Origin of the sequence: Streptomyces sp. NPDC051214, assembly GCF_040682375.1 — a bacterium.
In the GTDB taxonomy this organism is placed as follows: Bacteria; Actinomycetota; Actinomycetes; order Streptomycetales; family Streptomycetaceae; genus Streptomyces.
In genome coordinates, this window is record NZ_JBFBAT010000012.1 from 17,868 (window position 1) to 42,037 (window position 24,170).

Genomic DNA, 24,170 nt, shown 5'->3' on the forward strand with positions numbered 1-24,170 from the left:
AGGCCTGGCCATGGCACGCACCTGCCGTGCGGAAGTGGCGCTTCGCGGGTGTCGAGGACCCTGAGCATCAGCAGGCCCCTGCCAGGGCGGGCAACCGGATCTTCCCCACGCGAGTCATCAGGGCCCCGCGTGTACCTGGCACGCCCACAGGCTGGGTGTGTGGGGATAGGTGTCGCGCAGGCCGAGTACGGCGTGGTGCAGGGCCTCGGCCGTGCAGGCGACGTCGAGAGTGCCATCGCCTTTGTTCAGGGTGTCGTACACGCTGAGCGCGACGTCCGCCCCGATCTCGTCGTCGACGTGCCACAGGGAGCCGACGACATGGGGGAAACCGGCCATCTGGAAGGCACTGACGATGTGGACGGCCTCGTCGGCGAGTTCGGGGCTGGTGCGCAGGGTGTCACAGGCGGACAAGTAGGCGAGCCGGACCGACGGCAGGCGCAGTCGGGCCAGGTCGCGTACGGTCAGCGGGCGTTCGGTGTGGTCGTGCAGGACGAGTCGGCTGCCGGAGGCGCGTTCCAGGTCGCCCAGAGCGTGGCACGCGAAGTGGGCGTAGGCGTGACGGGGCAGGGCCGAGAGGATCGCGGAGTGTGTCGCGGAGGCGTCCGCAAGGAGTGTGGCCCCGGGCAGCACGGAGGCCAGGTGATCGGCCTCGCGGCGGGCGCCGGGCAGCGGTGCCTGTCCACTGGCCTGGGCGGCGCTGACGACGAGGGTTCCGGTGCCCGTCGGGCCCGCGGCGCGCCGACGGGCGTGGTGCAGGGCGCGCAGGGTCGGGGTGTAGGAGGAGACCACCCGGTCCAGGGCGCCTGGAGCGGCGTCTGGGGGCGCTGCCGCGTGCAGCGGCAACGTGCCCAGGAGGCCGCCGGGAGACCACCACACGCGGGTTGCCGCAGGGAGATGGTCGAGGACCGGTCCGGTGACTGTCTGCCACAGCCAGGCGAGGGTTTCCCGTACGTCCTGCTGCGCGCGCTGCGACTGCTTGCGCGAGGTGCCGGGTGTCTCGAAGCGGATCAGCGCGTCCTGGAAGGTCTGTCGGCGTGTTGCTGTCGTCCGCGGGTCGAGGCCCGGTAGCGGAACGGCCTTGATGTCGTGCTCGGTGACGATCAGAGCGTCGCTGCCGTAGGGGGAGACGTTGACCAGGATCACGGGGCCCGCCGCGGCCGTGGCGCGCAGTTCGTCCTCGTCCCACTCCCGCACCGGGCGCAGCAGGCCCAGTTCGGGGTGCTCGGCGCGGATCCGGGCGGTGAGGTCTCGCCAGTCGGCAGCCAGTTGCTGGCGCATGTCGGCGCGCGCGTCGAGGGATCCGGATGATTCCTCGGCGAGCAACTCCTGGTTGGCGGTCGCCGTGTCGAGGGCGTGGCGGAGCTCCTCGAAGCGGTCGGCGAGGCCAGGGGCGCTCTCTCGCAGCCGCGTGAGATCGCTGTCGGCGTCGAAAGCGTGGGAGAGGATCACGCCCCTGGCGTGTTCGAGCAGTTTGAGCGCGAGGCCGGGCCGGCCGCAGCGCACCGCGCAGGCAGCGGCGGCGGCGCCCAGGCCGACGGTACGGCTGAGCAGGAACTCCTGGTCGTCGCGGACGAGATGGCGGGGCGCTACCGAGTGCAGCAGGTCGACCGCCATGACGTAGCCGTCCAGGGCGCCGCCCCAGTCACCCAGCTCCGCTCGGACCTCGCCCCAGGACCGGGCCGCGTCCAGGCGCTGGACGGGCGCGCACTGCTGCTCCAGGGCCGCCTGCTGGAACCGCTCGGCCGCCTCGGCCAGATGGGCTGGACGGCGACGGCGGCGGAGCCCTTGGGTGCGCAGTGCACCCCCGAGATTCAACAGGCGCTGCGTGCGGGTGGGGTGACCGGGCGCTGTGGCCTCGACCGCCCGGCGATACAGCGCGACCGCCTCGTCCCGGGCGCCGGACGACAGCAGGGCAAAGGGGCTGATCAGTCGTGCGCCCGCGGCAATGGTGAGGGCACTGGGCAGGTCGGGCGAGTTCGGGGGCAGCGCCGCGATCACCGCGTCGGCCAGGTCGCGGACCTCGCGGGCCTCGTCGATCCGCAACGTCTTCGAGATGCGGAGCATCAGGGCGACAGCGAGGTTGTGGCGGCGGCGGGGCAGCTTCGGATCATCCTGCGGGGTGAGTGCGAGCGCCTCCCGCAGGAGCCCTATCGCCTCATCGAGTACAGCCACGGGATCGGGAACACGCTCGAAGCCCGTCATGAGGCTGAGCCCGGTCGAGCTCAGCAGCGCCGCCCGGTGCGCCGGGCCCATGCCGGGCAGGTCGAACGCCCGTTGCCGGCACTCCCGCGACTCCCGCAGGTCGTCGCCGTCCCCGGTCAGCAGGTGCCGCACATTCAGCGCGGCACCAAGGTTCATCAGCCGCAGACCGAGCGACCCGTGTCCCTGCCGGGTGAGCACCACCGACTCCCGGTGTGCCGACACGGCTTCGTTCAACTCCTCTGGCTTTCCTGAGCGTTGGTAGCAGGCGATCAGCACCAGACCCAGGTCGTTGAGCGCTACGGGACGGTCCGGGTGGCCCGGCGGCATCAGCCCCTCGGCGTGCCGCAGTTGGCGCAGTGCCTCGTCCAGGTCTGCCCCGTTCGCCTTCGGGTCCAGGAGATAGCGGTTGTACAGGGCCATCGCGGGAGCGAGGAGCGGCAGTTGCGGTCCCGCCGACTCCGCGGATGCGGCCGAGGGGCGGTCGGTGAGATCGAGCGCCGCGTCCAGATCGGCCCGCGAGCCGGTCGCGACGGAGCGGGCGCGCAGAGCGTTGCCCAGTGCGTTGCGCAGGGCGGCGGTCTCACCCGAGTCCCCTGCCACCCGCAGGGACTGCGTGAACACGGTGATCGCCTCGTCCAGATCCGCCGTGTGGCCGGTGTGGTGCGCCCTGAGGATGAGTGCCATGCCCAGGTCGTGTCCCGCCGCCGCGTGTCCCCTCGGATGGCCAGCGACGGCCCGGCGGCACACGTCCACCGCCTCGTCGCACTCCTCGGGCGTCGCTCCCTCCACCTGCCGCAACAGCACCAGGGCTGCCCCCAGGGCGCTGAGGGAGTGAGGCAGATACGGGTCACCGGGCGGCAGTTGGGCCAGGACGTCGCGTGCGATGCCCGCCGCCTCGTGCAGGTCCTCGCCGTCGTGCGAGTCCAGGTAGCGGTCCAGGAGCCGGCGGCCCAAACCGGTGAGTACGCGAAGCCGTTCGGGGGAGTCGGCCGGGATCTGCTTCAGGGCACCGTGGACGAACCGGACCGGATCCGCGTCCGCCAGGTCCCCGAAGGGCCAGGTGGCCCCAGTGAGGGTCACGATGTCGGCCACGCCTCTGAGCCGACCGGGAAACCAGGGGTCGTACTCCGGTGTCGCGAGGACGGCGAGGGCGCCGAGGCCGATCACGCTGGCGAGGCGGGCCTCGCGCGAGAGGGGCAGGGCGGCAAGGGCTATGGCCATCGCGTGAAGTCGGCGCACGGCTTCGGTGGCGTCGGGCGGCGGGTTGTGCTGCCGCCCCTCCACGACGATCTTGAATGCGGCGACCTGGGCCGCCCACTCGTCGGGACCGTCCGCATCCGCCGGGTCGGGGTGCGTGGCGGGATCGTTGGCCGCGTAGCCCGCCGCCAACCCCGGCGGCACCAGGCCCGGGTCGGCGACCCACACCGGGTAGAGCAAGGTCCCGGCCATGCACCCGTGGACAGTGCCGCCGGCCCCCGGGTCGGCCATCGCACGGGCGGCGCAGAGCCAGCCGGCCGCGTGCCGGGCCTCCATGTCGGTGCCCAGGTCGCAGGTCCGCAGCAGTCCCCGCAGTTCGGCATCAGCGAGGGGACCGAACACCACGTCCGCGTCCACAGCTCCCGCCGCGGTAAAGGCGCGGTCGAGGCGCACGCCGACCGCTTGAAAGAACCACTCCCGGTCGTACCTCACGGCTTCACTCCCCCCAGCCGTCACCTGCGACGGCACGTCAAGTCCCCCGTAACTCTGCCTGATTTACGGCACACTTGGACCATGACCGCATCTCCCGACTCCCCGCGACCCGACCGCAGGGCGGCAGCGGCGCTCTGTGCGCTGCTCGGCTCACCGGAAGACCTGCGCCAGCCCGGGATCCGGGAAACGGCCGAACAGGCACGGGACTTGCTGCGCTCAGGCGCCAACTCCGATGAACTCGCCGATCACCTCCGTGCCCTGGACAGGCTGCTGCGCCAGAGTGGAGACGCACGCGGCCTGGTCAACGAGTCCCGGGGCGGGACAGCCCCCGGCATCACGCCCCACATCAAGGTGGCCTTGTGCCCTGGACCGGCCCAGTGCAGTCGCGTCGCGCGGGCCCGTGACCTGCTCCCCGCCCCGCACTGCGCCGTCAACGACACCCGCATGCGCAAGGGCCGACTGGGCCCCGCACGGTGACCCCGCCCGCATGAACCCTCTCCTCGCCACCCTGGGCGGCAAACTCACCGAACGCTGGCTGAACCTGCTGGTCCTGCCCGGCGCCCTCTTCCTCGCCGCCACCGCCATCGGCACCACCTTGGGCCACCGCCACTGGAACGACCTCGACGCGCTGCGCACCACCCTGGACGACCTCGCCGCCCGCCCCGCCCTCGAGCGCACCGGGACTGCCGCACTCCTCATCGCCCTCGTCCTGCTCGCCGCGACCGCGGCCTCACTCGCCGCGCAGTTCCTCGGCGGCGTGATCGAGCAGTACTGGCTGCGCTTCGCCCGCGATGCGTTGTCGCACGCCCTCGTTGACTGGCGTAGACGCAGGTGGGGGCGCCGGGAGCAGGAGCTTGATGCGGCCTATCCCATCGCACGCACCAATGCCTGTGCAGATGCCGATGACATCGCCGAAGACGGTGAGGCGGGCGCTGTGGCGATTTCGGGCCGGTCCCTTGCGCAGATCCAGGCTCTCACCGAGGCCCGCAACCGCGTGGCACTGCGCGAACCCACCCGCCCCACCTGGTACGGCGATCGCATGCAGGCGACGGCAGACCGCGTAGAGGCTGCTTACGGCGTGGACCTTGCCGCCCTCTGGCCGCGCCTGTGGCTGATCCTGCCCGAACCCGCCGTACGCCACATCCAGTCGGCCCACGACTCCTTCAGCGCCGCCGCCCGCCTCGCCGCCTGGGCCGTGGGCTACGCCCTGCTCGCCTGCTGGTGGTGGCCGGCCGGGCTGGTCGCCGTCGGCTGCGCAGCGGTGGCCCGCTCCCGTGCCCACAGCGCACTGGAGGCGCTCGCCGGGCTCATCGAGGCCGCCGTGGACGTCCATGGGCGAGAACTGGCCGGGCGGGTCGGTCTCGTCGGGACGGACTCGGTGGGGCTGCTCGGCCACGAGACGGGAGACCGGATGTCAGAACTGTTCAGGAAGGCAGATTGACGTCACCCCGGCAACTGGTTCGGGAAAGTCCTCGCGTAACTCCGGTCCGGCGCAGTCAATGCGCGAATCGGAAGTGGAATTCTTAGGGCTGCTGAGTACTCACTTCCACGCGCTCGTCCTGCACGGTCGTGGTGCCGATGCCCGCCGCGCCCGCGCCGACGAGGACGGTAACGGCCGTCGCCACGCCGACGACCGCCAGCCGCAAGCGCGGCCGACGTCGCCGCACGGACGGCGATGCAGCCGGGGCAGCGGGCACGGCAGGTGTGGCGGGTTTGGCAGACGGCGGTGCGCCCATCGCGAGGTCCCGGCGGGCGGCTGCCCACCGCCGGGTGTCGTCGGCGTCGAGGCCGCACGCGATGACGAAGGCGACCAGGACGGTCTCACGGGGCAGGCTCTCTCGGCGCAGCATGGTCGCGGCCGTCGAATACGGCAGCACCTCACCGGCCGCGGCAGCCGCGCGCTCCAACCCCCGGTAGCTGAGGCCCGACCAGGCCTTGAGGCGACGCAACTCAGCCATGAACGCGGGAATTTCGGCGGGGCGGGGTGGCCTGGGCGGTGGCGTCATGCGGGTCCCTTCGGTTCCGGTGTGCGTCGCTGACCTGCGTAGAGGCAGACTCGCACAAGCTCGAACGGCTCATCGGTTGAACGAGCTCGCACGCGGCGATCAGCCTTGGGCTCACACCTGTCGTCGTTGTCTTGGAGGCATACGTGGGCCGCCTCGGTTCCCTCGTGCTGTTACTCGTACTCGTACTCGCACTCGTCGGGTGCTCGGATGCGCATACCGCGGCCGGAACAGGCTCCGGTGGCAGGAAGGCGGGGGAGACCTCGACGAGCCGTGACCCGGCGGATCCGGACATCGACCGCTACCTCGACCGCGTACTCCCGCAGGGGCCGGGCATCACCGTGGCCGCCGCCAGAGGGGGCGAACTCCAGCACTGCGCGGGCCGCGGCCTCGCCGACCGTGCGGCGAAGACTCCCGCGACCTGCGACACCGTGTACGACGTCATGTCCATCACGAAACAGTTCACCGCTGCCGCGATCCTGAAGCTGGAGATGAGCGGCAAGCTCCGGGTGAGCGACCGGATCGGTGCGCATCTCGGCTCCGTGCCCGAGGACAAGCGCACCATCACCCTCCACCAGCTCCTCACGCACACGGCGGGCCTGCCCGACTCACTCGGCGACGACTACGACCCGCTGTCGCGCGCGGAGTTGCTGGATGGGGCGCTGAAGGCCCCGCTGCGGTCGGCTCCCGGCAAGGAGTTCCGCTACTCGAATGTCGGCTACAGCGTGCTCGCCGCGATCGTCGAGAAGGTCTCGGGCCTCAGCTACGAACGCTACTTGGCCAAGAGCCTGTTCAGGCCCGCCGGGATGACCCGTACCGGCTATGTGCTGCCCGCGTTCAAACGCGAGCAGGTCGCCGTCGAGTATGACCGGCACGGGCGCGCGCAGGGGCGGCCGATGGACCATCCGTGGGCGCCCGACGGCCCGTCCTGGAATCTGCGCGGCAACGGCGGAATGCTCTCCACGGCCCGGGACATGTTCCGCTGGCATCGCGCTCTTACCGGCGACAGCGCCCTGTCCGCGACCGCGAAGCGGAAGCTGTTCGCGCCGCAGGTACGGGTGCCGGAGCTGGACGGGGCCTACGGCTACGGCTGGGTCGTCGTTGATTCCGATGACGGCCGGGTCGCCTGGCACGACGGGGGCAACGACTGGTCGCTGGCGACCGTCGCCAAGTTCCGCCGCGGCGAAATCATGGTGTTCTGGGTGAGCAACCAGGCCTACCAGCAAGGGAAATGGAACCTTGAGGACGTCCAGATGAAGCTGACCCATGGCATTGCTGAGCGGCTTCGACACCGCGCCTGACGCCACGGGCCGTCGGTGCGGGCTTGTGGGCACCGGCCCGCACCGCGCCTGCGCGGCCGCCTGTCTCAACCCGCGCGAACCCATGTCGTGAAGCCGTCGGCGAGTCCGGGCGGGTTGGCGGCTTCGGTGCGGCGGGCGATGGCCTCGTGGTACTCCAGCTCGTGGACGATCACCGGTTTGTGCCTTCCGATAGCGCCCTCAAGGACACCGCTGTCGTGGAGGTGCTGAGCGAGCTGGACGCACGTCTGGTGGAAGTGCGCCTCGATCTGCGCGGCGAGCGGTCCGACGGTCGCCGTCCAGTCCGCGGAGTCAGCAGGCTCGTCGTACCAGAGTCCGAGTTCGCTGATCCACCGGTGGCGTGCTGCCGCTCCGCCGGGGTCCCGGGCGCGGTCACCGATCACCGTCAGCTCGTTCTGGAGCCAGAAGGCGTAGTTCCAGCGCGCTTCCGCTTCGTCGGAGGCATCCGCGATGCTGCGCCGGAACTGCTTTTCGGTGTTGTATCCGATGGTCAGGACGGGCTGTCGTGGGTCGTCGTCCTCGTTGTCGACAAGGAACGAGAGCGCGTAGATGTCGGTCGCCTCGGCGGCCGTGATCGAGTTGAGCGCTCGCATGGCACGCGTGCGGAGATCATCCTGGTAGGTCACGCGTACGGTGCCTTTCGCGTGCGGTTGCTGTCGGCGGCGACATAGCCGGCCCGGTCGCCGGGGGGGGCGCCTTCTGGCGTCGCAGGCCCTCGCTGATGCTGCTTATCCCGGCATCAGGGGGTGGTTCGTGGGTGGTTCGGGCAGCCAGTCACGAGCCGGGTGGTACTCCAGCCATCGGCTTCGCCCGGCTTCTGCCGCGCAGGCGGCGATGAGGCTGTTCAGCCCCGGGTGCCCGTTGCCGGTCCGCCACAGCAGTGACCAGGCGTACAACGGCGCGGGCTCGATCAGGGGGACGGTGCGCAGTCCGGGGATCTCCGGCAGCGGCACGTCGGCGGGCAGCAGTGAGAAGCGTCGCGGTTCTTTTGCTATCTCGGTGAGGAAGTGGGTGAGCCCGAGGTTGACGGTCGTGGCCGTGTCGTGGATGTCGAATCGGTCGGCGAACCGGTGGAGGAAGTCGAGCCGGTCCAAGGCGGCGGGTGCCCACAGCACGCTGCCGCGCAACTGGTCGGGCCGCAGCGCCGGTTCGGCTGCGAGCGGGTTGTCGGCGCTCAGTACGGCGTCCACCGGTTCGAGGCGGACCAGGCGGTGTGCCAGTCCTGCGGGCAGCGGGGGGTGGACACGGCCGAAGGCCGCGTCGATGTCGCCGTGCAGCAGTGCTGTCGTGACCGCCGGCAGATCGCGGCCGTGCCCCAACGTCAACTATCCCGCCTGTCCGGTCACTTGGGCCAGTGTGCGCGTCGGCGCGTAGAGGTGCCCCCAGACGTCTACGCGCAATGGACGGTCTGTGCCGACGGCCGCGGCGACGGCGGCATCGGCGGCGGCGAGGGTCTGTCGGGCTGGTGGGAGGAATCGCTGGCCGGCCGTGGTGAGACGTACGCCGTTGCCGCCGCGCTGGAACAGCTCGGTGCCGAGCAAAGACTCCAGCCGCGCGATTCTCTTGGACAGCGCCTGCTGGGAGATGGCGAGCGTCCTGGCCGCCCGCCCGAAGTGCAGTTCCTCGGCGGTGCGCACGAAGGCACGTACCTGCGCCACGTCGAGATCCATGGCTCCCACCATAGGCGACAACCAGAAGTTGTCAGTGTTGCTTGTTCGTTGTTGGATCGCGGGGCGGCCTCCAGGGTTGCATCCTCTGCATGCAAAGACTGATTCCCACCGGGGAAGCGGCGCGCCCGGTCGCCTTCGCTGAGGGCCCCCAGCCCGTGCCGGGCCCCGAGGAGGCGCTGGTCAAGGTCGAGGCGTTCGCCCTGAACCGGGGCGAGACCTTCCTTCTCGAAGAACCCCGGCCGGGGGCGCTGCCCGGCAAGGACATCGCAGGGCTCGTCGTGCAGGCGGCAGCGGACGGCTCCGGTCCCGGCGTCGGCGCCCGTGTGGTCGGGCATCCGGCGCAGGGCGGCTGGGCCGAGTACGTCGCCGTGCCCACGCACTCGCTCGCGGTCCTCCCGGACAGCATCGACAGCGCGCGGGCGGCGGCCCTGCCCCTGGCCGGGATCACCGCCCTGCGGCTGCTGCGTACGGTCGGCGCCCTGGCGGGCCGACGGGTGCTGCTGACCGGCGCCTCAGGGGGCGTCGGCCACTTCGTCACCGAGCTGGCCGTCGGCGCGGGAGCCGAGCTGACCGCGGTGACGGCCACGCCCGCGCGGGGCGAGCGGCTCGTGGAGCTGGGCGCGAAGGTGGTACACGAAGTCGCGGCAGCCCACGGGCCGTTCGACGTCGTGCTGGAGTCCACCGGCGGGCCCGCACTGCCCCTGGCCCTGACCAAGGTACGACCGGGCGGCACGCTCGTCTGGTTCGGCCAGGCCGGCCGCACCCCGGTGACCCTCGACTTCTTCGAGCTCCTTGGCGGGCCCGAGGGCGTCACGATCCAGCATTTCCACTACGCCGACGCCCCCTACGGCTCCGATCTCGCGGCACTGGTACGCCTCGTGGAACACGGCCGACTGCACCCGGAGATCGGCCGCATCGCCGACTGGACGCAGACCGCCGACACCCTGGTCGACCTGCGAGAGCGCCGGATACGCGGCAAGGCCGTCCTGCTGACCGGAGGAACACGATGAACGCCGCCGACTTCGCCGCCGCCCAGTGGACACGCGCCACCGGTGCGGGCGTGGACCCGCACGAGTACCGGCGCGTCACCGAGGGCCTCACCTCCCTCGGCGACTGGGGGCCCTCCTTCGTGCGGACCGCGAACAGCTACCTGCAACGAGCGGAGGACGCGAGATCACCTCACTCGGCGGGTGAGTTCTGGCTGATGGCGGCCCGGTGGTTCCACCTGGCCACCCTGGCGCCGTACGCGGAAGCACCACGGGCCGCCGTGGAGGCTGATCACGCCTTGGGCCGGGCGCTCAGCGTGCTGGATCCCGGTGCGCGGCGGGTGAGCGGCGAGGGATTCGACGGATGGCTGCGCGGTCCTGTCGACGCGCCGGGGACCGTGGTCGTCGTTCCCGGCCTGGACTCGGCCAAGGTGGAATTCCTCGACCTGGTGTCCGCGCTGTTGGCCAGGGGGCTCGCGGTGTTCGCGATGGACGGCCCCGGACAGGGCGTGCTCGCCGCCACCTCGACGTTCGTACCGGACTACGAGCGGGTCGTGGGCCGGGTCATCGACGCCCTCGGTGTCGCACGCATCGGGCTCGTCGGCCTGAGTCTGGGCGGATACTTCGCGGCCCGGGCCGCGGCGCTGGAGTCGCGCGTGGCGGCTGTCGCCACCGTCAGCGGTCCCTGCCGCCTCGACTGGGAGCAACTGCCCCCGCCGGTACGGGACATCGTGGCCCGGCGCACCGGAGGAGTCGACGCCGCCCGCCGGTTCGTAGGCCACGTGGACCTTGCCGCCCTGGCGCCCCGCATCACAGCTCCACTGCTGGTCGTGGACGGAGGCCAGGACGTCATCCCCGGGGTGGCGAAAGGGGAGCTTCTGGCCCGACTGGCGCCGCACGGCACCTACCTGTCCGTCCCGCACGGCGACCATCTCCTTGGCAACGCGCGGCCCGACTGGCTGCCCCACCTCAGTGACCACCTCACGCACACGCTGACGGGAACACCGGCATGAACCGCTTCACCGACAAGACCGTCCTCATCACCGGCGGCACCAGCGGCATGGGCCTGGCTACCGCACACCGCCTCATCGCCGAAGGCGCCCACACCATCGTCACCGGCCGCACCCGCGCCCGCGTGGACGCCGCCGTCCAGGAACTCGGCCCCGGCGCCTCGGGAATCGTCACCGATGTCAGCGACCTCGGCGCGGTCGACGCGCTGATGGCGACCGTCCGGGAGCGCCACGGCCAGCTGGACGGCCTCTTCGCCAACGCGGGCACCGGCACGTTCCTGCCCTTCGAGAACATCACCGAAGCGGACTTCGACCACGGCATCGACGTCAACGTCAAGGGTGTGTTCTTCACCGTGCAAAAGGCCCTGCCGCTGCTGGCGGACGGAGGCTCCATCGTCATCAACGCCTCGTGGACGCTCCACCGAGGCAACAGCATCCTGACCCTTTACTCGGCATCCAAAGCCGCCGTGCACAACCTGGCCCGAACCCTGGCTGCCGCACTCGCCCCGCGCGGCATCCGCGTCAACTCCGTCAGCCCCGGCTATATCGACACCCCGATGTACCCCGCCGACGCCCTGACCGAAGCGGAGGCAAAAGCGGTCACCGGCCAGATCGTCGCCGGCCGCTTCGGACGTCCGGACGAGGTCGCCGCGGCCGTGGCGTTCCTCGCCTCTTCGGACGCGTCCTACATCAACGGCCAGGACCTCGTCATCGACGGCGGCCTGGTCGGCGCGGTACCCGCCTGACGCTCGACCGAACGTAGACGCTTGGTTCGCGTGATCCTGCGTGTGAGGATCGTGCCGCCTGGGCACCGCGGAAGCAGGTGCGCGCGGCTGCCCGAACGGCCAAGGAGGGGTGAGGGAAATGTTCGCGGGGAGAACGGCGCGGCTGGTGGTCGGCAACGATGGCGAGGTGCCACTGGATCTGGTGCTGGAGCCGTGGGGTGATGTTCACCGGATCTTGCCGGAGGACAGGTGCGTCGTTGTCACTCATTCCTCTTCGGGGGACGACTCGTGGCCTGGGACGCGGCTGGGGGACGAGCCGTTCGAGGTGGAGCATCGGAGCGATTCGGTCACGGTGTGGGCCAACGGTCACTGCTTTCACCTCAGTGACAGGAAGGGCAACGACATCGATCCGTACGTCTACGGGGGATGCCCAGCCGAGAACCGGGCGACCTGAAGGTGTGCACGCCCTGAGGAGCTGGCGGCGTGTCTCTGCGCTCAACCCGGCTGACCACGGTGATGGCTTGCCCGCAAGCCACCCGTCACTGACCCTGCCGCGATAACTGGACTGCTTGCTTCCCCGGTGCGCTCGGCGTCACGGTTCGCGGGAGAACTTGGCGTCGAAGTCGCACGGGTTGTCCGGGTCGATGGAGGCGCAGAGTCTTCTACCGCCGTCGACCGCGGCGAGGTCGATGTTGCAATCTCCCTGGGCCACACCGTTGAACGACAGCCCGATCCAGGATCCCGATGCCGCTTTCTCCGAGACCACCGACAGCGCGTCGCTCTTGTCGACCCAGAAGCCCCAGCTGCCCGACACTTTGCCCGGCGGGCATTGGCTGTCGGCGAAAAAATCTGCCTTGAGGCCGGACGCTTTGAAAGTCCGGTCGTCGGACAGGGCGAAACTCGCTCCGCCGGGCTCGGCCCATTCGCCGACGACGTCAGCCACGCTGACCTTCGCCGTCTTCTCGCCATAGCCGCACGAGGGAACGACGAGGATGGCTGCCATCACCAGCGGCAGGCCGCATCTCAACTTACTCATCCGCGCATGATGCCCTCTGATGACCAGCTGTTTTGCACCGGGGGACGTCGCGCGCACAGATGGGTGAGGAGGCGAAGCGGCGAACTGCGCTGCCTCGCATCGGCTCGCCGCACCAGGTCCAGCACGAACTTGGCGTCATCGGCTGCCATCATCCGGCTCAAGCCAAGGCAGCTGACACCAACGATCGGGCAGTGATGGGTGATTGCGCTACGTCGGATTAGGCGGGGGCAGCCGCTCGGTGATCCGGTCGAACAAGTCCGTCAGTGGTTCACTGACGTACGTCCCGAACTCGCTCAGCCCGTAGGTGACTTGGGGTGGCGTCGTCGGCTGCACCGCCCGCCAGATCAGACCGTCCTTGACCAGCGCGCGCAGGGTCTGAGCGAGCATCTTCTCGCTGATGCCCTGGATGCTGTCACGCAGCTCGTAGAACCGAAGGTCGTTGCTCCGCAGAGCGATCAGCACCCAGATGCCCCACCTGCTGGTGACGTGGTCGACCATGTCGCGCGCCGCGCAGTCGGTGTGAAACACCTCATACCGGGGGCCCGCTTCGGCCGGTGTCAGCTGCGCGCCTTCCTTCATGTCCGGAGCTTACCTCTGGGTATGTTCTTACGGAAAGTAAGCCCGGCTCCTAGCGTCAACTCCGGCCGTGCACCACCAGCGTGCACGGCCGCAGCGCACAACGAACTAGGAGCTGAACATGATCGTGGTGACCGGGGCTACCGGGAACGTGGGCCGGCCTCTGACGCAGGCTCTGGCCGCAGCGGGCGAGCAGGTGACGGCGGTGTCGCGGCGCGCGGCGGTTGTGCCGGACGGGGTGCGGCACGCGACGGCCGACCTGGCCGAACCGGCCAGCCTCAAGCCGGTGCTGGAGGGGGCGAAGGCGCTGTTTCTCCTGTTGTCGGGCGATCTGCACGCCCCCGAAGCCAGGCCCGCTGACATCATCGAGCTGGCCGCGTCCTGCGGGGTCGGCCGGGTCGTTCTGCTGTCCTCGCAGGGCGTGGCGACCAGACCCCTTGGTGCGACGCGGGTGGCAATGCGCGCGCTGGAGGACGCGTTGGGGGCCTCCGGCCTGGACTGGTCCGTCCTGCGCCCGGGCGGCTTCGCCTCCAACGCCCTGGCCTGGGCGGAGTCCGTCCGTACGCAAGGAACGGTCGCCGCACCGTTCGGCGACGTTGGGGTGCCGGTCATCGACCCGGCGGACATCGCCGAGGTCGCGGCGGCCTGCCTGCTGGAGGAGCGGCACACCGGTGGGGTGTACGAGCTGACCGGGCCGGAGGTGATCACACCACGTCAGCAGGCGGAGGCGATCGCCGTCGCGCTCGGTTCGCCCGTGCGGTTCGACGAACTCACTCGCGACGAAGCCAAGAAGGCGATGACGCGGTTCGTGCCCGCCGAACTCGCCGACGACACCCTGGACATCATCTCCGCCCCGAACGCGGCCGAACTTCGCATCAGCCCGGACGTGGAACGTGTACTCGGCCGTGCCCCGCGTTCCTTCGACGCCTGGGTCGCCCGTAACGTCGCCGCTTTTCGCTGAGACGCCTCGATGAGTCGGGTCGCTAGGAACGCTCGGCCCGCGCGGAGTGCACGAGCCGTGCGGCGAAGGCTTCGACGAGGTCGCGGAGCTCATTGGGCCGCTCGATGACGAAGCACCGGTCCAGCGAGGCCAGTACGGCCGGCAGCCAGTCGAGCCGGTCCACGCGCATCTCCACGCGGGACCACGGCTCATCCGGCGAATCCGTGCGGTCCGTGGTCTCTTGGGCCGGCAGCTCCTCCACGAGCGCGACACTCGGCGGAAGCCGGGTGTGAATGTGCTCGGCGGTGCCCTGGACGCGCAGGGTCACCGCATGCCGGTACGGAGCGGTGGCGAGGCTTGTCAGGACGCGCTCGGCCGGGTCGAGTCCGGCGGGCGGCTCGAACGAGCCGGGCAGGGTCCGCACGTCGGTGACGCGGTCCAGCCGCAAGGTGCGGTCCTGGCCGTCGGCCGAGAGGTCCGCCCCCGTCACGTACCACTTGCCGGCGTGGGCGACGAGCCCGTAGGGGTGCAGTGTGCGTTCGCTGGAACGGCCGTGCGTGTCGGTGTACTTGAGGGAGATCGGCCGGTGGTGGTTCACCGCGTCGGCGACCGGCAGCAGGACCCCCGAGTCCGGTGCGACGGTCTCGCCGGGCGTCGTGGTGAAGGCAAGGGAGGCGAGCACGGCGTCGAGTCGCAGCCGCAGGCGCTCGGGCAGCACGCGGCGGATCTTGGCCGTCGCCGTCTCACCCGCCGTCCCGGTGGCGGCCGTCAGGCCGGCGCGCCGTCCCGCGACCAGGCCGAGCAGTACGGCCAGGGCCTCGTCGTCGCCGAGCATCAGCGGAGGCAGGCGGTGACCGGGGGAGAGCCGGTAGCCGCCGTAGCGGCCACGGACCGCTTCGACGGGCACATCGAGGTCGACGAGGTGGCTGACGTAGTGCCGCACCGTGCGTTCGTCGACGTCGAGACGGTCGGCGAGTTCGGACGCGGTCCTGATGCCGCCCGACTGCAGGAGTTCTAGGAGGGTGAGTACGCGGGCGATGGGGCGAGGCATGCGCACAAGTCTGCCCCATATACCGGGCGGGTTTCGCCCGGTATTGGTCATAGCCTCAGGTCAGAAGCACGGAACGACCAGGAGAAGAACCATGAACTACGTCAACTTCGTCTCTGTCCGCATCATCACGAGCGACGTCGCCCGCCTCGTCGACTTCTACGAGCGCGCCACCGGCGTGGCCGCCGACTGGGCCAACGAGGACTTCGCCGAGCTCAGGGTCGCCTCGGCCACCCTCGCCATCGGCAGCACGCGTACGGTCCCGCTGTTCGCGCCCGGATCAGCCCGCCCGGCCGACAACCACAGCGTCATCCTCGAATTCCTCGTCGACGACGTGGACGCGGTGCACCAGAACCTGACCGGCTTCGTGGAGGACTTCGTGAACAAGCCCACCACGCTGCCCTGGGGCAACCGCTCGCTGCTGTTCCGCGATCCCGACGGCAACCTGGTCAATTTCTTCACCCCCGTCACACCGGCGGCCATCGAGAAGTTCGGCCGCTGAGACTCGCCTGTGTCAGAGCACGGCGAGTCTGTTCACCAGGAGCTCCACCCTCTGCTCGGTGTACTCCGGTGGCAGCCGCCCCGCTCGGGTCAGGGTGGCCAGGCCGTGCAGGGCTGCCCAGAACGTCTCGGTGAATACCCCCGGGTGGACGCCGTCCCCAGCCACTTCGCCGAGGCTTTCCATCAGGGCGGCGAAGGCGTCTTTCAGGGGTTCGGGGGTGTCTTCCTGTGCGAATGCCAGGCCGCCGTCGAGCTGGAACATGGCGTCGTACACCGCCGGTTGGCGCTCGGCGAAGTCGAGGTAGGTGCGGGTGAGGGCGAGGACCCGGGCGCGAGGGCCGTCGGCGGCGGAGGTCGCGGCCCGCAGCGCCGCGGCCATCTCGGTGGCGCCCTGGAGGGCGACGGCGCCGATGATCTCCCGTTTGCCGCGGAAGTGGCTGTAGAGGACGGGCTGGCTGTACTCGATGCGCTCGGCGAGCCGGCGCGTGGTGACCGCGTCCCAGCCCTGCTGCTCGGCGAGTTCGCGCGCTGTCGCCACGATGAGGCGCTCGCGGTCCGCCCGTTCTCGTTGCTTGCGTTCCTGTACCGACATAACCCGATCCTAGCACTGCTAGACAATCGAGCGGCAGTAGTACTAGCGTTGCCTCAATAGCTAGCGACGCTAGATTTCTGGAGGAACCGCCATGCTCACCACACTCGAGGTCTTCACCACCGTGGTCGTCGGTCTGATGGTGGGGGTGGAGTTCTCCGTCGCCTTCGTCATCAACCGGATCCTGGACGCCCTGCCCGAGGACAGCGGCCAGCTCGGCCGTGCCCATGGGGGCCGGATGCTCGGAGCCCTGATGCCCTTTTGGTACATCGGCTCGCTCATCCTCGTCGCGCTCTGGGCCGTCGCCGGAGGGGACAGCCACGGCGCCGGCCTCGTCGTCACCGCCGGGGCGCTGCTGCTCCTGAGCGTGATCATGTCGCTCCTGCTGCTCGTCCCGATCAACAACAGGAACAAGCAGTGGACCCCGGAAAACCGCCCCGCCGACTGGAAGCAGCAGCTGAAGCGCTGGGACCGCTTCCACTACATCCGCATCGCCGTCATCATCGCCGCCTTCACCCTGCTCGTCACCGCCCTCGCCTGAGCCCGCGGGATCAGACGCGCAGTGCTTGGTTGCTCGCACCGCTGGCGAATGCCGCCGACCGACCGTGAGAGGACCTACCAAAGATGGCGCATGTGCAGATTCTCGACCCACGCACGCCGATGTTCGCGCAGCTCAGGGGTAGAGGGCATGCCTGCAGCCGGGTTCCGCAGAGCCTCGTCTACGCTCGCCGCGTGGGCCTGTGCATGGAACTTCTCATCGTCGACTGCGCGTACATAGACGCGGTGCCGGCCGAATCGCGAGCCGACCTGGTGGAGACCGCTGCGTTCGGCAGTGACGACGACATCTGGGAGGCCGACCAGCCGGAGGGATGGACCTGGCCTGATGCCGAGGACGGGACCTGGTATGCGCGCTACGAGTTCCGCAATACCCTCACCTCCTACAAGCCGCACTTCTGGGCCGGTGAACGCTGGGACAAGATGCGAGCGTTCGTCCTGCCCGAACTGCGCACGGCGCTGGATGAGTTCAGTGCTCCGCTCTTCTGGGGCGAATACAACTGGGAGTTCGCCGACCCTCCCTTCATCCCCGCCGTCGTGGGGCGGGAGAACCGCTGGTGCCCGCAGACCATGCTGTGGCTCCTCCCCGAGGACGTGACAGCCCTCCACCACTGCTGGGCCCGAGTCGAGCCCGGCCTGCCGTCCCTGCGTGAACCCTTCGAACAGCACCTCGGCGAACTCACGGGACGGGTCAGCGACTTCAGGTCGTTTGCTGCCCTCGTCACCGAATGGGGCGAGGTGGTCACCGAGGCCGCGGGGCGCGGGTGGGGCATCATCAGCCTCAAATGCTGACAATCGCTCCCGCGCAGCACCGCGGCTCCGCTTGTAGGCGCCGGCCGCCCCGACCGTGGTGAACGCCGGGCGAGAGGCGAACTCCGTTCCGGCGTTTGCCTCTTGGGATCACCTCACAAGGGTGCGGTAGGTTGCCCGCCATGACTGAGCTCGGACCCGTCGCCTGGCCACCTGCTCCAATCACCACCCAACGGCTCGTGCTGCGTGAGTCCGAGGCCCGCGACCGTGCGTCGTTCATCGAGCTGTTCGCCTCGTCCGACGTACGCGCCCATCTCGGTGGCCCCCGGCCGCGTGATGAGCTCGAACGCTCGGTGCCCGAGGTGCCCGGGCGTCGCCCTGGCCTCTTCGTCATCGCTCTCGAGGGACAGATGATCGGCACCATCACGCTTCTCGACCGGCGCGACGCCAAGCGTCCGGGGCACATTCGCCCGCAGGGCGGGGAAGCCGAGCTCGGCTACATGTTCCTGCCCGAAGCGTGGGGGAGCGGGTACGCCGCGGAGGCATGCGCAGCGGCACTCGACTGGTTCGCCAACGCGCTCCCCGGCGAGCCGGTGGTGCTCTGCACCCAGCTCGCCAACGACCGCTCGATGCGCCTCGCGGCGAAGCTGGGGTTCAGCGAGGTGGAGCGGTTCGAGGAGTGGGGCGCCGAGCAATGGTTCGGCGCGTGGACCTCGGCCTCACCGCACGGTTGAGCCAGCCCAAAGTCCCACTGGCGCCAACGGTAGGGGTGTGTGCCGGCGAGGAGTGAGAGCGAGCCCCTTCGACCAAGCGGCGTTGCTATTCAGCTGGAGGATCCAGCCAGCGAGGGCGAGGGCGAGGGAGCGGCCGCGGCGCTGTCGCTGTGCAGGCAGGCGGTATGGGTCACCACGGCGTCCGGCACCGCTTGGTGCGCACAGTCGATCCGGGATTGGCTCTTCTATCTTCTAGACGCGTAACCTACCGGTTACGCTTTTGCATGTGGACGACCTGAGCAAAGTGGCCGACGCCATCGCCGACCCGGTGCGCCGGGAGATCTTGATGATGTTGCGCCCCACCTCGCTGACAGTTGGCGACATAGCTGCCCGGTTCTCCATCAGCCGCCCCGCGATCAGCCGTCACCTGCGCGTCCTGCGGGAGAACGGCCTGGTCTAGGACCAGCAGATCGGCCGCCATCGGCGCTACACCCTGGTCCGTTCCCGGCTGGGCGACCTCGCCGACTGGATTGCCCAGTTCGACACCCCGCGTGTCGACTGGGCACCGCGCCTGGCGGCGTTGGAGACCGAAGTCCACCGCACCCGACGGGACCGTCAGCGGGCTGAGCCCGCCACCGATCAGCCCACCGCGCGCCACTCCAAGGAGGACACGGCATGACCCTCGAGCCCACCGGACGACTGATCCCCACGCCGACGGGGCACGACCTGGTCCTCACCCGCAGCTACCGCGCCTCCGCCGACGACGTCTGGGCGAGTGTCACCGAGGCGGAGCGCACGGCCCGCTGGTTCGGACCTTGGCGCGGCCAGGGCGCGGTTGGCTCCACTATCGAGGTGCAGATGGTGTTCGAGGAGTCGGCCCCCTGGTGCCCCCTGCGCATCGAAGCCTGTGAACCGCCGCGCCGACTCGCCGTCTCGATGGAGGACGAGGCCGGATCCTGGTCGATGGAACTGCTGTTGGCCGAGAACGGAGGTACCACCGAACTACGGCTGATCCAGCATCTCGCCTCCACAGAGCACCTGGGTCAGACCGGCCCGGGCTGGGAGTATTACCTGGACATGCTCACCGCCGCCCGCACGGGCGGGCCACGGCCTGACTTCGAGGACTACTACCCCGAGCAGAAGGCCTACTTCGAGTCCCTGGCCTGAGCGTGTCCTCTCGTCTCCGAGGTCGAACAGCGCGTCGTCCTGCGCCGGCGCGATGCACCGGCGGCCGAAGCTGCGCCCGCGGCCCTTCCGGGCAGCGCCAGGACCCTCGGCGACACCAGCTTCGTGAGGGAGAGGTTCTGTGAAGTCGCATCGGCGCCGCGTTGTACGGAGCGAGCTCTCTGCTCAGGAGTTGTCACGTAGGCACTGAAATCGGCGGGACAGGACCGTGCGGTTCAGGTGTAGGCCGGGAAGCACACGGCGCCGTCCGCGCCGCAGATCTCGGTCTTCGGGATCTGGCGCGCGTGCTTCCCGTAGGAGATCAGGCCCAGCTTTCGGCCCGAGGTGAAGGACACGACGACGTCGTGGACGGGGTCTGCCGCCTTGGGCGTCGCCCACTTGTAGCCGTAGGGGCCGTGCCCGCCCTCGACGATGGCAAGGAAAAGGAACGAGCTGGGCTGGTCGCCGGGCTTCTCCCGGTACGGCGCGCCCTTCATCGCCTTCAGGACACCCTCGTGCGGTCGGCTCTCCGGCAGGGGGCCGAGGAGGCCGACGTGGGCGGCGTGTGTGACGCAGTGGATGAGGTCTGCGCCCGTTGCGAGTTCGGCGGCGCGGATGCCGGTGGTGGTGCCGCCGTGCACGACGCCACGGCCAGCAGCACCAATCCGTAGCCCACACCATGCGCAGCCTGTGCCCGTACCTATGGAGACTCATCTGCCCCACCCCCGTGGACGAACCCCGCGCCCCTCGAACGAGGCGAATCCGTCGACGCGTAACGCCGCTGACGTCATGTCATGAGCGGATCACGGATGGGCTCTTGTCTACGGCGCGGCAGGCCGCTGGGTCCCGGGGTGTCTCACGGGGCTCGCCTACTCTGTGGGCAGATCCCATTCGTCGCATTTGGAGGTAAATCAACCGTGATCGGTTCAGAGCTGCGAGCCAAATACACGCACCGCTTCCACACCCAGGACACCGACGGTGACGGATTCGTCGACCGCCAGGATGTTGCTGCCCGAGCCGAGATGCTGCTGGCGGGCCTGGGCGAGCAGGCCGACTCCGCGCGCGGGGCTTCGGTGATCGATGGTGCCACTGCTTACTGGCAGGGCGTTGCGAAGCTCGCCGGTATCGCTGAGGAGGGGCGCCTGACCGAGGGCGAGTTCGTCGAAGCACTGGTGCGCGCCAACGAACTCGGTACGATCGCCGATCTGCTTCGGCCGTCGGTGGAGGCGCACGTCACGCTGGTGGACACTGACGGGGACGGCACGGTGAGCCTTGAGGAGTTCGTGCGCGCCCAGCAGGCGGTCGGCATGTCGGAGGACGAAGCGAGCGCCGCCTTCGACGCCCTGGACCGCAACGGAGACGGCAACCTGACGGTCGAGGAGTGGCAGCAGGCGGTGCTCGAGTTCTACACCACCACGGACCCGTCTGCGCCCGGCAACTTGGTGATGGGTTTGCGGTGATGGCAGAAGACGATTTCTGAGACTCTCGTTCGCGCGCCCGTCACACCGCTGTGCCCCCACTTCCTGTGGGGCCACAGCCACGAACACGACGTGACACACCCACCGTTCTGGATCTCGCCCCGCGATCTGCGGGTCAGGCCTCCGTCGAGCTGAGTAGGTCGGTGACGAATTTACGCAGGCGGCCCGCATGGACAGGCAGCACGCCGTGGATGACCTGAGCGCCGTAGGCCACGGCCACGCCCGGCCCGGCCTCGGTGATCCAGCGCGTTCGCGGTGCGTTGCGCAGCCACGCGGGTTCGCCCTCGTGCCGGTGGACGTCCGGACCCGGTGAGTGCGGCAGGCTGTGGGTGAGAGCACTGCCGGGCTGAAAGCCGTCTGCCTCGCCGGCTACCGCTCCGCTCCAAATGCCGTCGTGGGAGGTGGTCTCGACGTAGAAGTCCCCACCTGTCTCCGCTGCTTCGAGGACGACGCCGATGCGGCCGAGCCGGCAGGGGACAGCGCTGACGTCAGGGATGCCGTCGATGTGCGTGGGCACGCGGCCGTCGTGGGTCAGTTCGGTGTAACCCCACTCGGCACAGGTGCCGATGGACGGCATGGCCCGCCGGATGGCGGGCAGGGCGCGTTCGGTGGCGTGCTTGAGCAGCTCCTGGGCGGGTGAGGGGGCGGGGACGACTTCCGCCTGGAAGTGGGGGGTCCAGCCGGTGGCGTGCTGCTCGTCGTCCATGATCTTGCGGAGTTGAGATAACTCCTCCGAGGTCAGGAAGTCTTCGACAGTCTGCAGGACGAGGGTCTCGCTGATGTGGATCACGGCTCTCCTTCACAGGGGGCGGCGTTGAGCTCCTGCTCCCACCTTTCTGGCGGAGCCCGATCGGGGCCAGCGAGCACATCCGGCGTATCGGAGCACGCCTTGCTGCCCTGTGCGCCGTAACCCTTCGCGCGTGTGCCTGCCGGCGCGCAGTTCGAGGGCTCTGTGAGTGGCGCCGGGGGAGGCAGAGACGTCAGTGGGCCCGGTGCTGAGCTGCTGTGCGCCGTGAAGAACCGCGAAGGGGCGGACCTGTCCTGCGCCCGCGCCTGACGCGGCGGCAGGCGGCCTGGCTCAGCTACGACAGACCACTGCCGATCATTGAGGGCGCTGTCGTCCGGCGGGTGCCGAGGGCTATCCGCGTGGCGAGGGAACGCACTACATCTATGCGCCGCATCTCTCCAACCATCAGCCGAGCCGATAGCCCCGCCAGCTGCCGGCGCCCTGAACGCGTACGACGACCCCGGCCTGTTCAAAGCGGCGCAGTTGATAGAGCACGGAGGAGGGGCTGGACAGGCCGACAGCGCGACCGATCTCACGGGTGCTGTGGGCCTCCCCTCGGTCGGTGATGTGAGCGCGGATGCAGGACAAGACCGACTGTTGCCGCTCGGTGATGCCGCACGAGCGCCGGGTCATGATTGCTCCGCTGCGCGGCGGCGCAGGTCGGCAAGCTGGGCTCGCGGCACCTCTTGGACGAGGCGACGCGACAGGCCGATAAGGCGTCGACGCAGGGCGGTGTTGCCGGCGTCGGGGGCCTGGGCGAGAGCGTTGTAGGTGCGAGTCCAGTCGCGCTGGGTCTGCACGATGCCGGGGGAGTGATCTGTGTGCACCATGCCCCCAGTAGAGCATGTGTTCGATTTTTAGTGCGAGTCAGAGGGCGCCTGGGAAGTTTGGCTGGCCTGGGTGCAGGGGCGGCTAGGGGCCAGCGCTTGCATCGGGTTTGTCTGCCTGGCGCTCGGTTGCCGCCGACCGCCTGGCGGCCTCCCGGGCCGCCTGCTCCTTTGGATGGAGTACCCTGCGCCGTCCAGTACTGGGGTCCAGCAGGAACGGATCGCGCAGCAATTCCTCGTCCGGCTGTGGCGGCGCCTGCCACCCGGCGGGCGTGAAGACGATCACGTACTCCTCCAGCCCTTCGTGGACGACTTCGTCCCTGCCGAGGCCCTCCACGAACCGCTGGTTGGCGTCCTTGCGGCCCTTGGCGTACACCCGAACCGTGTGGGTGCGCGAGGTCAACACATTCAGATGGACGGCTGGATTGGAGGGCCCGGTGGTGCACCCCCAGAGCTCCATCCGCCCGCCGTACACAGGCCGGTACTCCACTGTGTCCAGCAGGGCCCAGCCCTCCCCGAGCTCGGGGAGACTCTCGTCCGGTCCGGTGCTGATCAGTGCCACCGGCGCGTAGTGGGACTGCGCGCAGCTGCACACCGTCAACAGTCCGGGGGTAAGCAGTACGGGACGGCCGCTGGTGAAGTCGGGTTCCTCGTCGAGGCCCTCGAAGCCGCCCTCCACCCGCTCGATGGCGTAGAAGTGGCCGTAATCGATGTCGATGATCCCGTCGTGTCGCTCCACGGTTCCTCCTCGCCGCAGGAGACAAGTCACTGGACAGCATCCACTGCCACACATCGTCTAGGGACCAAAGTGTCGCGGATCAGCCAGGTGGCAGGGGAAGCGTCATCGAGTTGCGCTGCTGGTCAAAGGTCAGTGAGAGCCGGTGAACCTTCAGTGAGACAGGACGCCAGTCGCTGGGACTCCGCACGCCGGTTCGCCTGTCCCGTCTCAGGCGACGTGGTCCCCGTCTCACGTGATCTAGGCCGACTCGGCTGGCGTCTCGGATGATCTGGTCCCTCAGGACTCGTGCGTCCGGTCTGGCCTGGCCCGGCGGGGTCTCACGCATCTCAGGTGGTAGGGCCTTTCGAGGGTCAGGGAACATCCATGTCGGATGGGTGCAGCTCGTTCTGAGTGAGATCGTCGTCAGGCTGACCTGCCGCAGCGAAGGTTGAGCGTTCTCATCGAACGTTGAGCGGTGCTGCCATCAGCAGGACGCGATCAAGGTCAACGAGGCGACGGCGGTGGCGAAGTAGAAACCGGGAAACGCGAGGTTGGAGAGCACACGGGCGCGCAGATGGAAGGCGAGCGCGCCCAAGTAGAGCAGGACGAGGCCGCAGGCCGCGGCGGCACCGAGGGGGCGCAGTGCCGCGTCGAAGAGGCCGAGGAGGAGGCCCGCCGCACCAGCCAGCTTGAGGGCCGCCAGCCAAGGCAGCCAGGATCGGGGCACACCCACCTGCGCCGAGTTGGCCAGCACGAAGCGCGCCCCGACGAGGTCGGCTGCGGCGATACCGACGTTGACAGTGGCGGTGAACAAGGTGACGACGAGGAATGCGAGCTGGGTACTGGTCATGTCTTCAGGGTCTGCGGGCGCTTCGGTACCGTCT

Annotated in this window: 28 protein-coding genes and 1 pseudogene; 15 read left to right on the top strand and 14 right to left on the bottom strand. The window is 69.5% G+C overall.

The genetic code is table 11. The features are described from left to right. Positions 1 to 117: 117 nt before the first annotated feature. Positions 118 to 3,891, bottom strand: a complete 3,774-nt coding sequence (locus tag AB0M70_RS29045; RefSeq protein WP_365824338.1) for a CHAT domain-containing protein — start codon at positions 3,889 to 3,891, stop codon at positions 118 to 120. An 81-nt stretch (positions 3,892 to 3,972) separates the two neighbouring features. On the opposite strand from AB0M70_RS29045, the gene AB0M70_RS29050 reads away from it, so the two are divergent. Then, entirely contained in the window at positions 3,973 to 4,368 is a 396-nt protein-coding gene (locus AB0M70_RS29050) for a hypothetical protein (protein WP_365824340.1), read from the top strand. 10 nt (positions 4,369 to 4,378) lie between these two features. Further along, positions 4,379 to 5,332, top strand: a complete 954-nt coding sequence (locus tag AB0M70_RS29055) for a hypothetical protein (RefSeq protein WP_365824342.1) — start codon at positions 4,379 to 4,381, stop codon at positions 5,330 to 5,332. 82 nt (positions 5,333 to 5,414) lie between these two features. Here the strand turns inward: AB0M70_RS29055 and AB0M70_RS29060 are convergent, their stop codons facing one another. Beyond that, positions 5,415 to 5,849 (bottom strand): hypothetical protein, encoded by a 435-nt coding sequence (locus AB0M70_RS29060; protein ID WP_365824344.1) that lies wholly within the window; start codon positions 5,847 to 5,849, stop codon positions 5,415 to 5,417. A gap of 212 nt (positions 5,850 to 6,061) precedes the next feature. Between AB0M70_RS29060 and AB0M70_RS29065 the strand changes: the two genes are divergently transcribed. Continuing rightward, positions 6,062 to 7,195, top strand: a complete 1,134-nt coding sequence (locus tag AB0M70_RS29065) for a serine hydrolase domain-containing protein (RefSeq protein WP_365824346.1) — start codon at positions 6,062 to 6,064, stop codon at positions 7,193 to 7,195. A 65-nt stretch (positions 7,196 to 7,260) separates the two neighbouring features. Here AB0M70_RS29065 and AB0M70_RS29070 read toward each other — a convergent pair whose 3' ends face one another. Further along, entirely contained in the window at positions 7,261 to 7,839 is a 579-nt protein-coding gene (locus tag AB0M70_RS29070; RefSeq protein ID WP_365824348.1) for a hypothetical protein, read from the bottom strand. 102 nt (positions 7,840 to 7,941) lie between these two features. After that, positions 7,942 to 8,883, bottom strand: a pseudogene (locus tag AB0M70_RS29075) (LysR family transcriptional regulator). Positions 8,884 to 8,972: 89 nt separating this feature from the next. On the opposite strand from AB0M70_RS29075, the gene AB0M70_RS29080 reads away from it, so the two are divergent. From AB0M70_RS29080 to AB0M70_RS29095, 4 genes are all read left to right on the top strand, one after another. Beyond that, on the top strand, positions 8,973 to 9,893 hold the full coding sequence (locus AB0M70_RS29080; RefSeq protein WP_365824350.1) for a zinc-binding dehydrogenase: 921 nt from the start codon (positions 8,973 to 8,975) through the stop codon (positions 9,891 to 9,893). Next, entirely contained in the window at positions 9,890 to 10,882 is a 993-nt protein-coding gene (locus AB0M70_RS29085; RefSeq protein ID WP_365824352.1) for an alpha/beta fold hydrolase, read from the top strand. Before AB0M70_RS29080 ends, AB0M70_RS29085 begins: the two co-directional genes overlap by 4 nt. Next, on the top strand, positions 10,879 to 11,625 hold the full coding sequence (locus AB0M70_RS29090; protein WP_365824354.1) for an SDR family oxidoreductase: 747 nt from the start codon (positions 10,879 to 10,881) through the stop codon (positions 11,623 to 11,625). The genes AB0M70_RS29085 and AB0M70_RS29090 overlap by 4 nt, the downstream gene beginning before the upstream one ends. Before the next feature lie 118 nt (positions 11,626 to 11,743). Then, positions 11,744 to 12,058 (top strand): hypothetical protein, encoded by a 315-nt coding sequence (locus AB0M70_RS29095; protein WP_365824804.1) that lies wholly within the window; start codon positions 11,744 to 11,746, stop codon positions 12,056 to 12,058. Positions 12,059 to 12,196: 138 nt separating this feature from the next. Here the strand turns inward: AB0M70_RS29095 and AB0M70_RS29100 are convergent, their stop codons facing one another. Next, on the bottom strand, positions 12,197 to 12,640 hold the full coding sequence (locus AB0M70_RS29100) for a hypothetical protein (RefSeq protein WP_365824356.1): 444 nt from the start codon (positions 12,638 to 12,640) through the stop codon (positions 12,197 to 12,199). Between the two features lie 207 nt (positions 12,641 to 12,847). Continuing rightward, positions 12,848 to 13,219, bottom strand: a complete 372-nt coding sequence (locus tag AB0M70_RS29105; protein ID WP_365824358.1) for a helix-turn-helix domain-containing protein — start codon at positions 13,217 to 13,219, stop codon at positions 12,848 to 12,850. Positions 13,220 to 13,337: 118 nt separating this feature from the next. Here AB0M70_RS29105 and AB0M70_RS29110 point away from each other — a divergent pair, with 118 nt between their 5' ends. After that, on the top strand, positions 13,338 to 14,177 hold the full coding sequence (locus tag AB0M70_RS29110; RefSeq protein ID WP_365824360.1) for an NAD(P)H-binding protein: 840 nt from the start codon (positions 13,338 to 13,340) through the stop codon (positions 14,175 to 14,177). Positions 14,178 to 14,199: 22 nt separating this feature from the next. On the opposite strand, the gene AB0M70_RS29115 is transcribed toward AB0M70_RS29110, so the two are convergent. Further along, on the bottom strand, positions 14,200 to 15,207 hold the full coding sequence (locus AB0M70_RS29115) for a WYL domain-containing protein (RefSeq protein ID WP_365824362.1): 1,008 nt from the start codon (positions 15,205 to 15,207) through the stop codon (positions 14,200 to 14,202). A 91-nt stretch (positions 15,208 to 15,298) separates the two neighbouring features. Between AB0M70_RS29115 and AB0M70_RS29120 the strand changes: the two genes are divergently transcribed. Next, complete coding sequence (locus AB0M70_RS29120) at positions 15,299 to 15,706, top strand: VOC family protein (RefSeq protein WP_365824364.1); 408 nt, start codon at positions 15,299 to 15,301, stop codon at positions 15,704 to 15,706. Between the two features lie 12 nt (positions 15,707 to 15,718). Here AB0M70_RS29120 and AB0M70_RS29125 read toward each other — a convergent pair whose 3' ends face one another. Next, complete coding sequence (locus AB0M70_RS29125) at positions 15,719 to 16,297, bottom strand: TetR/AcrR family transcriptional regulator (protein WP_365824366.1); 579 nt, start codon at positions 16,295 to 16,297, stop codon at positions 15,719 to 15,721. Between the two features lie 91 nt (positions 16,298 to 16,388). On the opposite strand from AB0M70_RS29125, the gene AB0M70_RS29130 reads away from it, so the two are divergent. The 5 genes from AB0M70_RS29130 to AB0M70_RS29150 all read left to right on the top strand — a co-directional run bounded on the left by AB0M70_RS29130 (position 16,389) and on the right by AB0M70_RS29150 (position 19,479). Continuing rightward, on the top strand, positions 16,389 to 16,835 hold the full coding sequence (locus AB0M70_RS29130) for a DUF1772 domain-containing protein (protein ID WP_365824368.1): 447 nt from the start codon (positions 16,389 to 16,391) through the stop codon (positions 16,833 to 16,835). A gap of 191 nt (positions 16,836 to 17,026) precedes the next feature. Continuing rightward, a complete protein-coding gene (locus AB0M70_RS29135) occupies positions 17,027 to 17,641 on the top strand; it encodes a hypothetical protein (protein WP_365824370.1) in 615 nt (204 codons plus the stop codon). 140 nt (positions 17,642 to 17,781) lie between these two features. After that, positions 17,782 to 18,333: a GNAT family N-acetyltransferase gene (locus tag AB0M70_RS29140; protein WP_365824372.1), complete on the top strand. Its 552-nt coding sequence runs from the start codon at positions 17,782 to 17,784 to the stop codon at positions 18,331 to 18,333. 265 nt (positions 18,334 to 18,598) lie between these two features. After that, complete coding sequence (locus AB0M70_RS29145) at positions 18,599 to 18,772, top strand: metalloregulator ArsR/SmtB family transcription factor (RefSeq protein WP_365824374.1); 174 nt, start codon at positions 18,599 to 18,601, stop codon at positions 18,770 to 18,772. 215 nt (positions 18,773 to 18,987) lie between these two features. Further along, entirely contained in the window at positions 18,988 to 19,479 is a 492-nt protein-coding gene (locus AB0M70_RS29150) for an SRPBCC family protein (protein WP_365824376.1), read from the top strand. 233 nt (positions 19,480 to 19,712) lie between these two features. Here the strand turns inward: AB0M70_RS29150 and AB0M70_RS29155 are convergent, their stop codons facing one another. After that, the gene (locus AB0M70_RS29155) at positions 19,713 to 20,117 is read right to left on the bottom strand and encodes a hypothetical protein (protein ID WP_365824378.1); all 405 of its coding nucleotides are present in this window, start codon (positions 20,115 to 20,117) and stop codon (positions 19,713 to 19,715) included. A 276-nt stretch (positions 20,118 to 20,393) separates the two neighbouring features. Between AB0M70_RS29155 and AB0M70_RS29160 the strand changes: the two genes are divergently transcribed. Beyond that, entirely contained in the window at positions 20,394 to 20,936 is a 543-nt protein-coding gene (locus tag AB0M70_RS29160) for an EF-hand domain-containing protein (protein ID WP_365824380.1), read from the top strand. Between the two features lie 133 nt (positions 20,937 to 21,069). Here AB0M70_RS29160 and AB0M70_RS29165 read toward each other — a convergent pair whose 3' ends face one another. From AB0M70_RS29165 to AB0M70_RS29185, 5 genes are all read right to left on the bottom strand, one after another. Further along, positions 21,070 to 21,744: a hypothetical protein gene (locus AB0M70_RS29165; protein WP_365824382.1), complete on the bottom strand. Its 675-nt coding sequence runs from the start codon at positions 21,742 to 21,744 to the stop codon at positions 21,070 to 21,072. A gap of 402 nt (positions 21,745 to 22,146) precedes the next feature. Beyond that, complete coding sequence (locus tag AB0M70_RS29170) at positions 22,147 to 22,374, bottom strand: hypothetical protein (protein ID WP_365824384.1); 228 nt, start codon at positions 22,372 to 22,374, stop codon at positions 22,147 to 22,149. Next, entirely contained in the window at positions 22,371 to 22,571 is a 201-nt protein-coding gene (locus AB0M70_RS29175) for a hypothetical protein (protein ID WP_365824386.1), read from the bottom strand. Before AB0M70_RS29175 ends, AB0M70_RS29170 begins: the two co-directional genes overlap by 4 nt. Positions 22,572 to 22,653: 82 nt before the next feature. Further along, on the bottom strand, positions 22,654 to 23,307 hold the full coding sequence (locus tag AB0M70_RS29180; RefSeq protein WP_365824388.1) for a hypothetical protein: 654 nt from the start codon (positions 23,305 to 23,307) through the stop codon (positions 22,654 to 22,656). Between the two features lie 463 nt (positions 23,308 to 23,770). Beyond that, positions 23,771 to 24,136, bottom strand: a complete 366-nt coding sequence (locus tag AB0M70_RS29185) for a DoxX family protein (protein WP_365824390.1) — start codon at positions 24,134 to 24,136, stop codon at positions 23,771 to 23,773. Positions 24,137 to 24,170 lie beyond the last annotated feature (34 nt).

What these genes read in the sequence shown, in the direction of transcription:
- AB0M70_RS29170 (WP_365824384.1), bottom strand. Translation starts at nt 22,374, where the DNA reads ATGACCCGGCGCTCGTGCGGCATCACCGAGCGGCAACAGTCGGTCTTG.
- AB0M70_RS29100 (WP_365824356.1), bottom strand. Translation starts at nt 12,640, where the DNA reads ATGAGTAAGTTGAGATGCGGCCTGCCGCTGGTGATGGCAGCCATCCTC.
- AB0M70_RS29125 (WP_365824366.1), bottom strand. Translation starts at nt 16,297, where the DNA reads ATGTCGGTACAGGAACGCAAGCAACGAGAACGGGCGGACCGCGAGCGC.
- AB0M70_RS29175 (WP_365824386.1), bottom strand. Translation starts at nt 22,571, where the DNA reads ATGGTGCACACAGATCACTCCCCCGGCATCGTGCAGACCCAGCGCGAC.
- AB0M70_RS29120 (WP_365824364.1), top strand. Translation starts at nt 15,299, where the DNA reads ATGAACTACGTCAACTTCGTCTCTGTCCGCATCATCACGAGCGACGTC.
- AB0M70_RS29150 (WP_365824376.1), top strand. Translation starts at nt 18,988, where the DNA reads ATGACCCTCGAGCCCACCGGACGACTGATCCCCACGCCGACGGGGCAC.
- AB0M70_RS29085 (WP_365824352.1), top strand. Translation starts at nt 9,890, where the DNA reads ATGAACGCCGCCGACTTCGCCGCCGCCCAGTGGACACGCGCCACCGGT.
- AB0M70_RS29055 (WP_365824342.1), top strand. Translation starts at nt 4,379, where the DNA reads ATGAACCCTCTCCTCGCCACCCTGGGCGGCAAACTCACCGAACGCTGG.
- AB0M70_RS29050 (WP_365824340.1), top strand. Translation starts at nt 3,973, where the DNA reads ATGACCGCATCTCCCGACTCCCCGCGACCCGACCGCAGGGCGGCAGCG.
- AB0M70_RS29115 (WP_365824362.1), bottom strand. Translation starts at nt 15,207, where the DNA reads ATGCCTCGCCCCATCGCCCGCGTACTCACCCTCCTAGAACTCCTGCAG.
- AB0M70_RS29095 (WP_365824804.1), top strand. Translation starts at nt 11,744, where the DNA reads ATGTTCGCGGGGAGAACGGCGCGGCTGGTGGTCGGCAACGATGGCGAG.
- AB0M70_RS29060 (WP_365824344.1), bottom strand. Translation starts at nt 5,849, where the DNA reads ATGGCTGAGTTGCGTCGCCTCAAGGCCTGGTCGGGCCTCAGCTACCGG.
- AB0M70_RS29090 (WP_365824354.1), top strand. Translation starts at nt 10,879, where the DNA reads ATGAACCGCTTCACCGACAAGACCGTCCTCATCACCGGCGGCACCAGC.
- AB0M70_RS29140 (WP_365824372.1), top strand. Translation starts at nt 17,782, where the DNA reads ATGACTGAGCTCGGACCCGTCGCCTGGCCACCTGCTCCAATCACCACC.
- AB0M70_RS29105 (WP_365824358.1), bottom strand. Translation starts at nt 13,219, where the DNA reads ATGAAGGAAGGCGCGCAGCTGACACCGGCCGAAGCGGGCCCCCGGTAT.
- AB0M70_RS29185 (WP_365824390.1), bottom strand. Translation starts at nt 24,136, where the DNA reads ATGACCAGTACCCAGCTCGCATTCCTCGTCGTCACCTTGTTCACCGCC.
- AB0M70_RS29130 (WP_365824368.1), top strand. Translation starts at nt 16,389, where the DNA reads ATGCTCACCACACTCGAGGTCTTCACCACCGTGGTCGTCGGTCTGATG.
- AB0M70_RS29080 (WP_365824350.1), top strand. Translation starts at nt 8,973, where the DNA reads ATGCAAAGACTGATTCCCACCGGGGAAGCGGCGCGCCCGGTCGCCTTC.
- AB0M70_RS29110 (WP_365824360.1), top strand. Translation starts at nt 13,338, where the DNA reads ATGATCGTGGTGACCGGGGCTACCGGGAACGTGGGCCGGCCTCTGACG.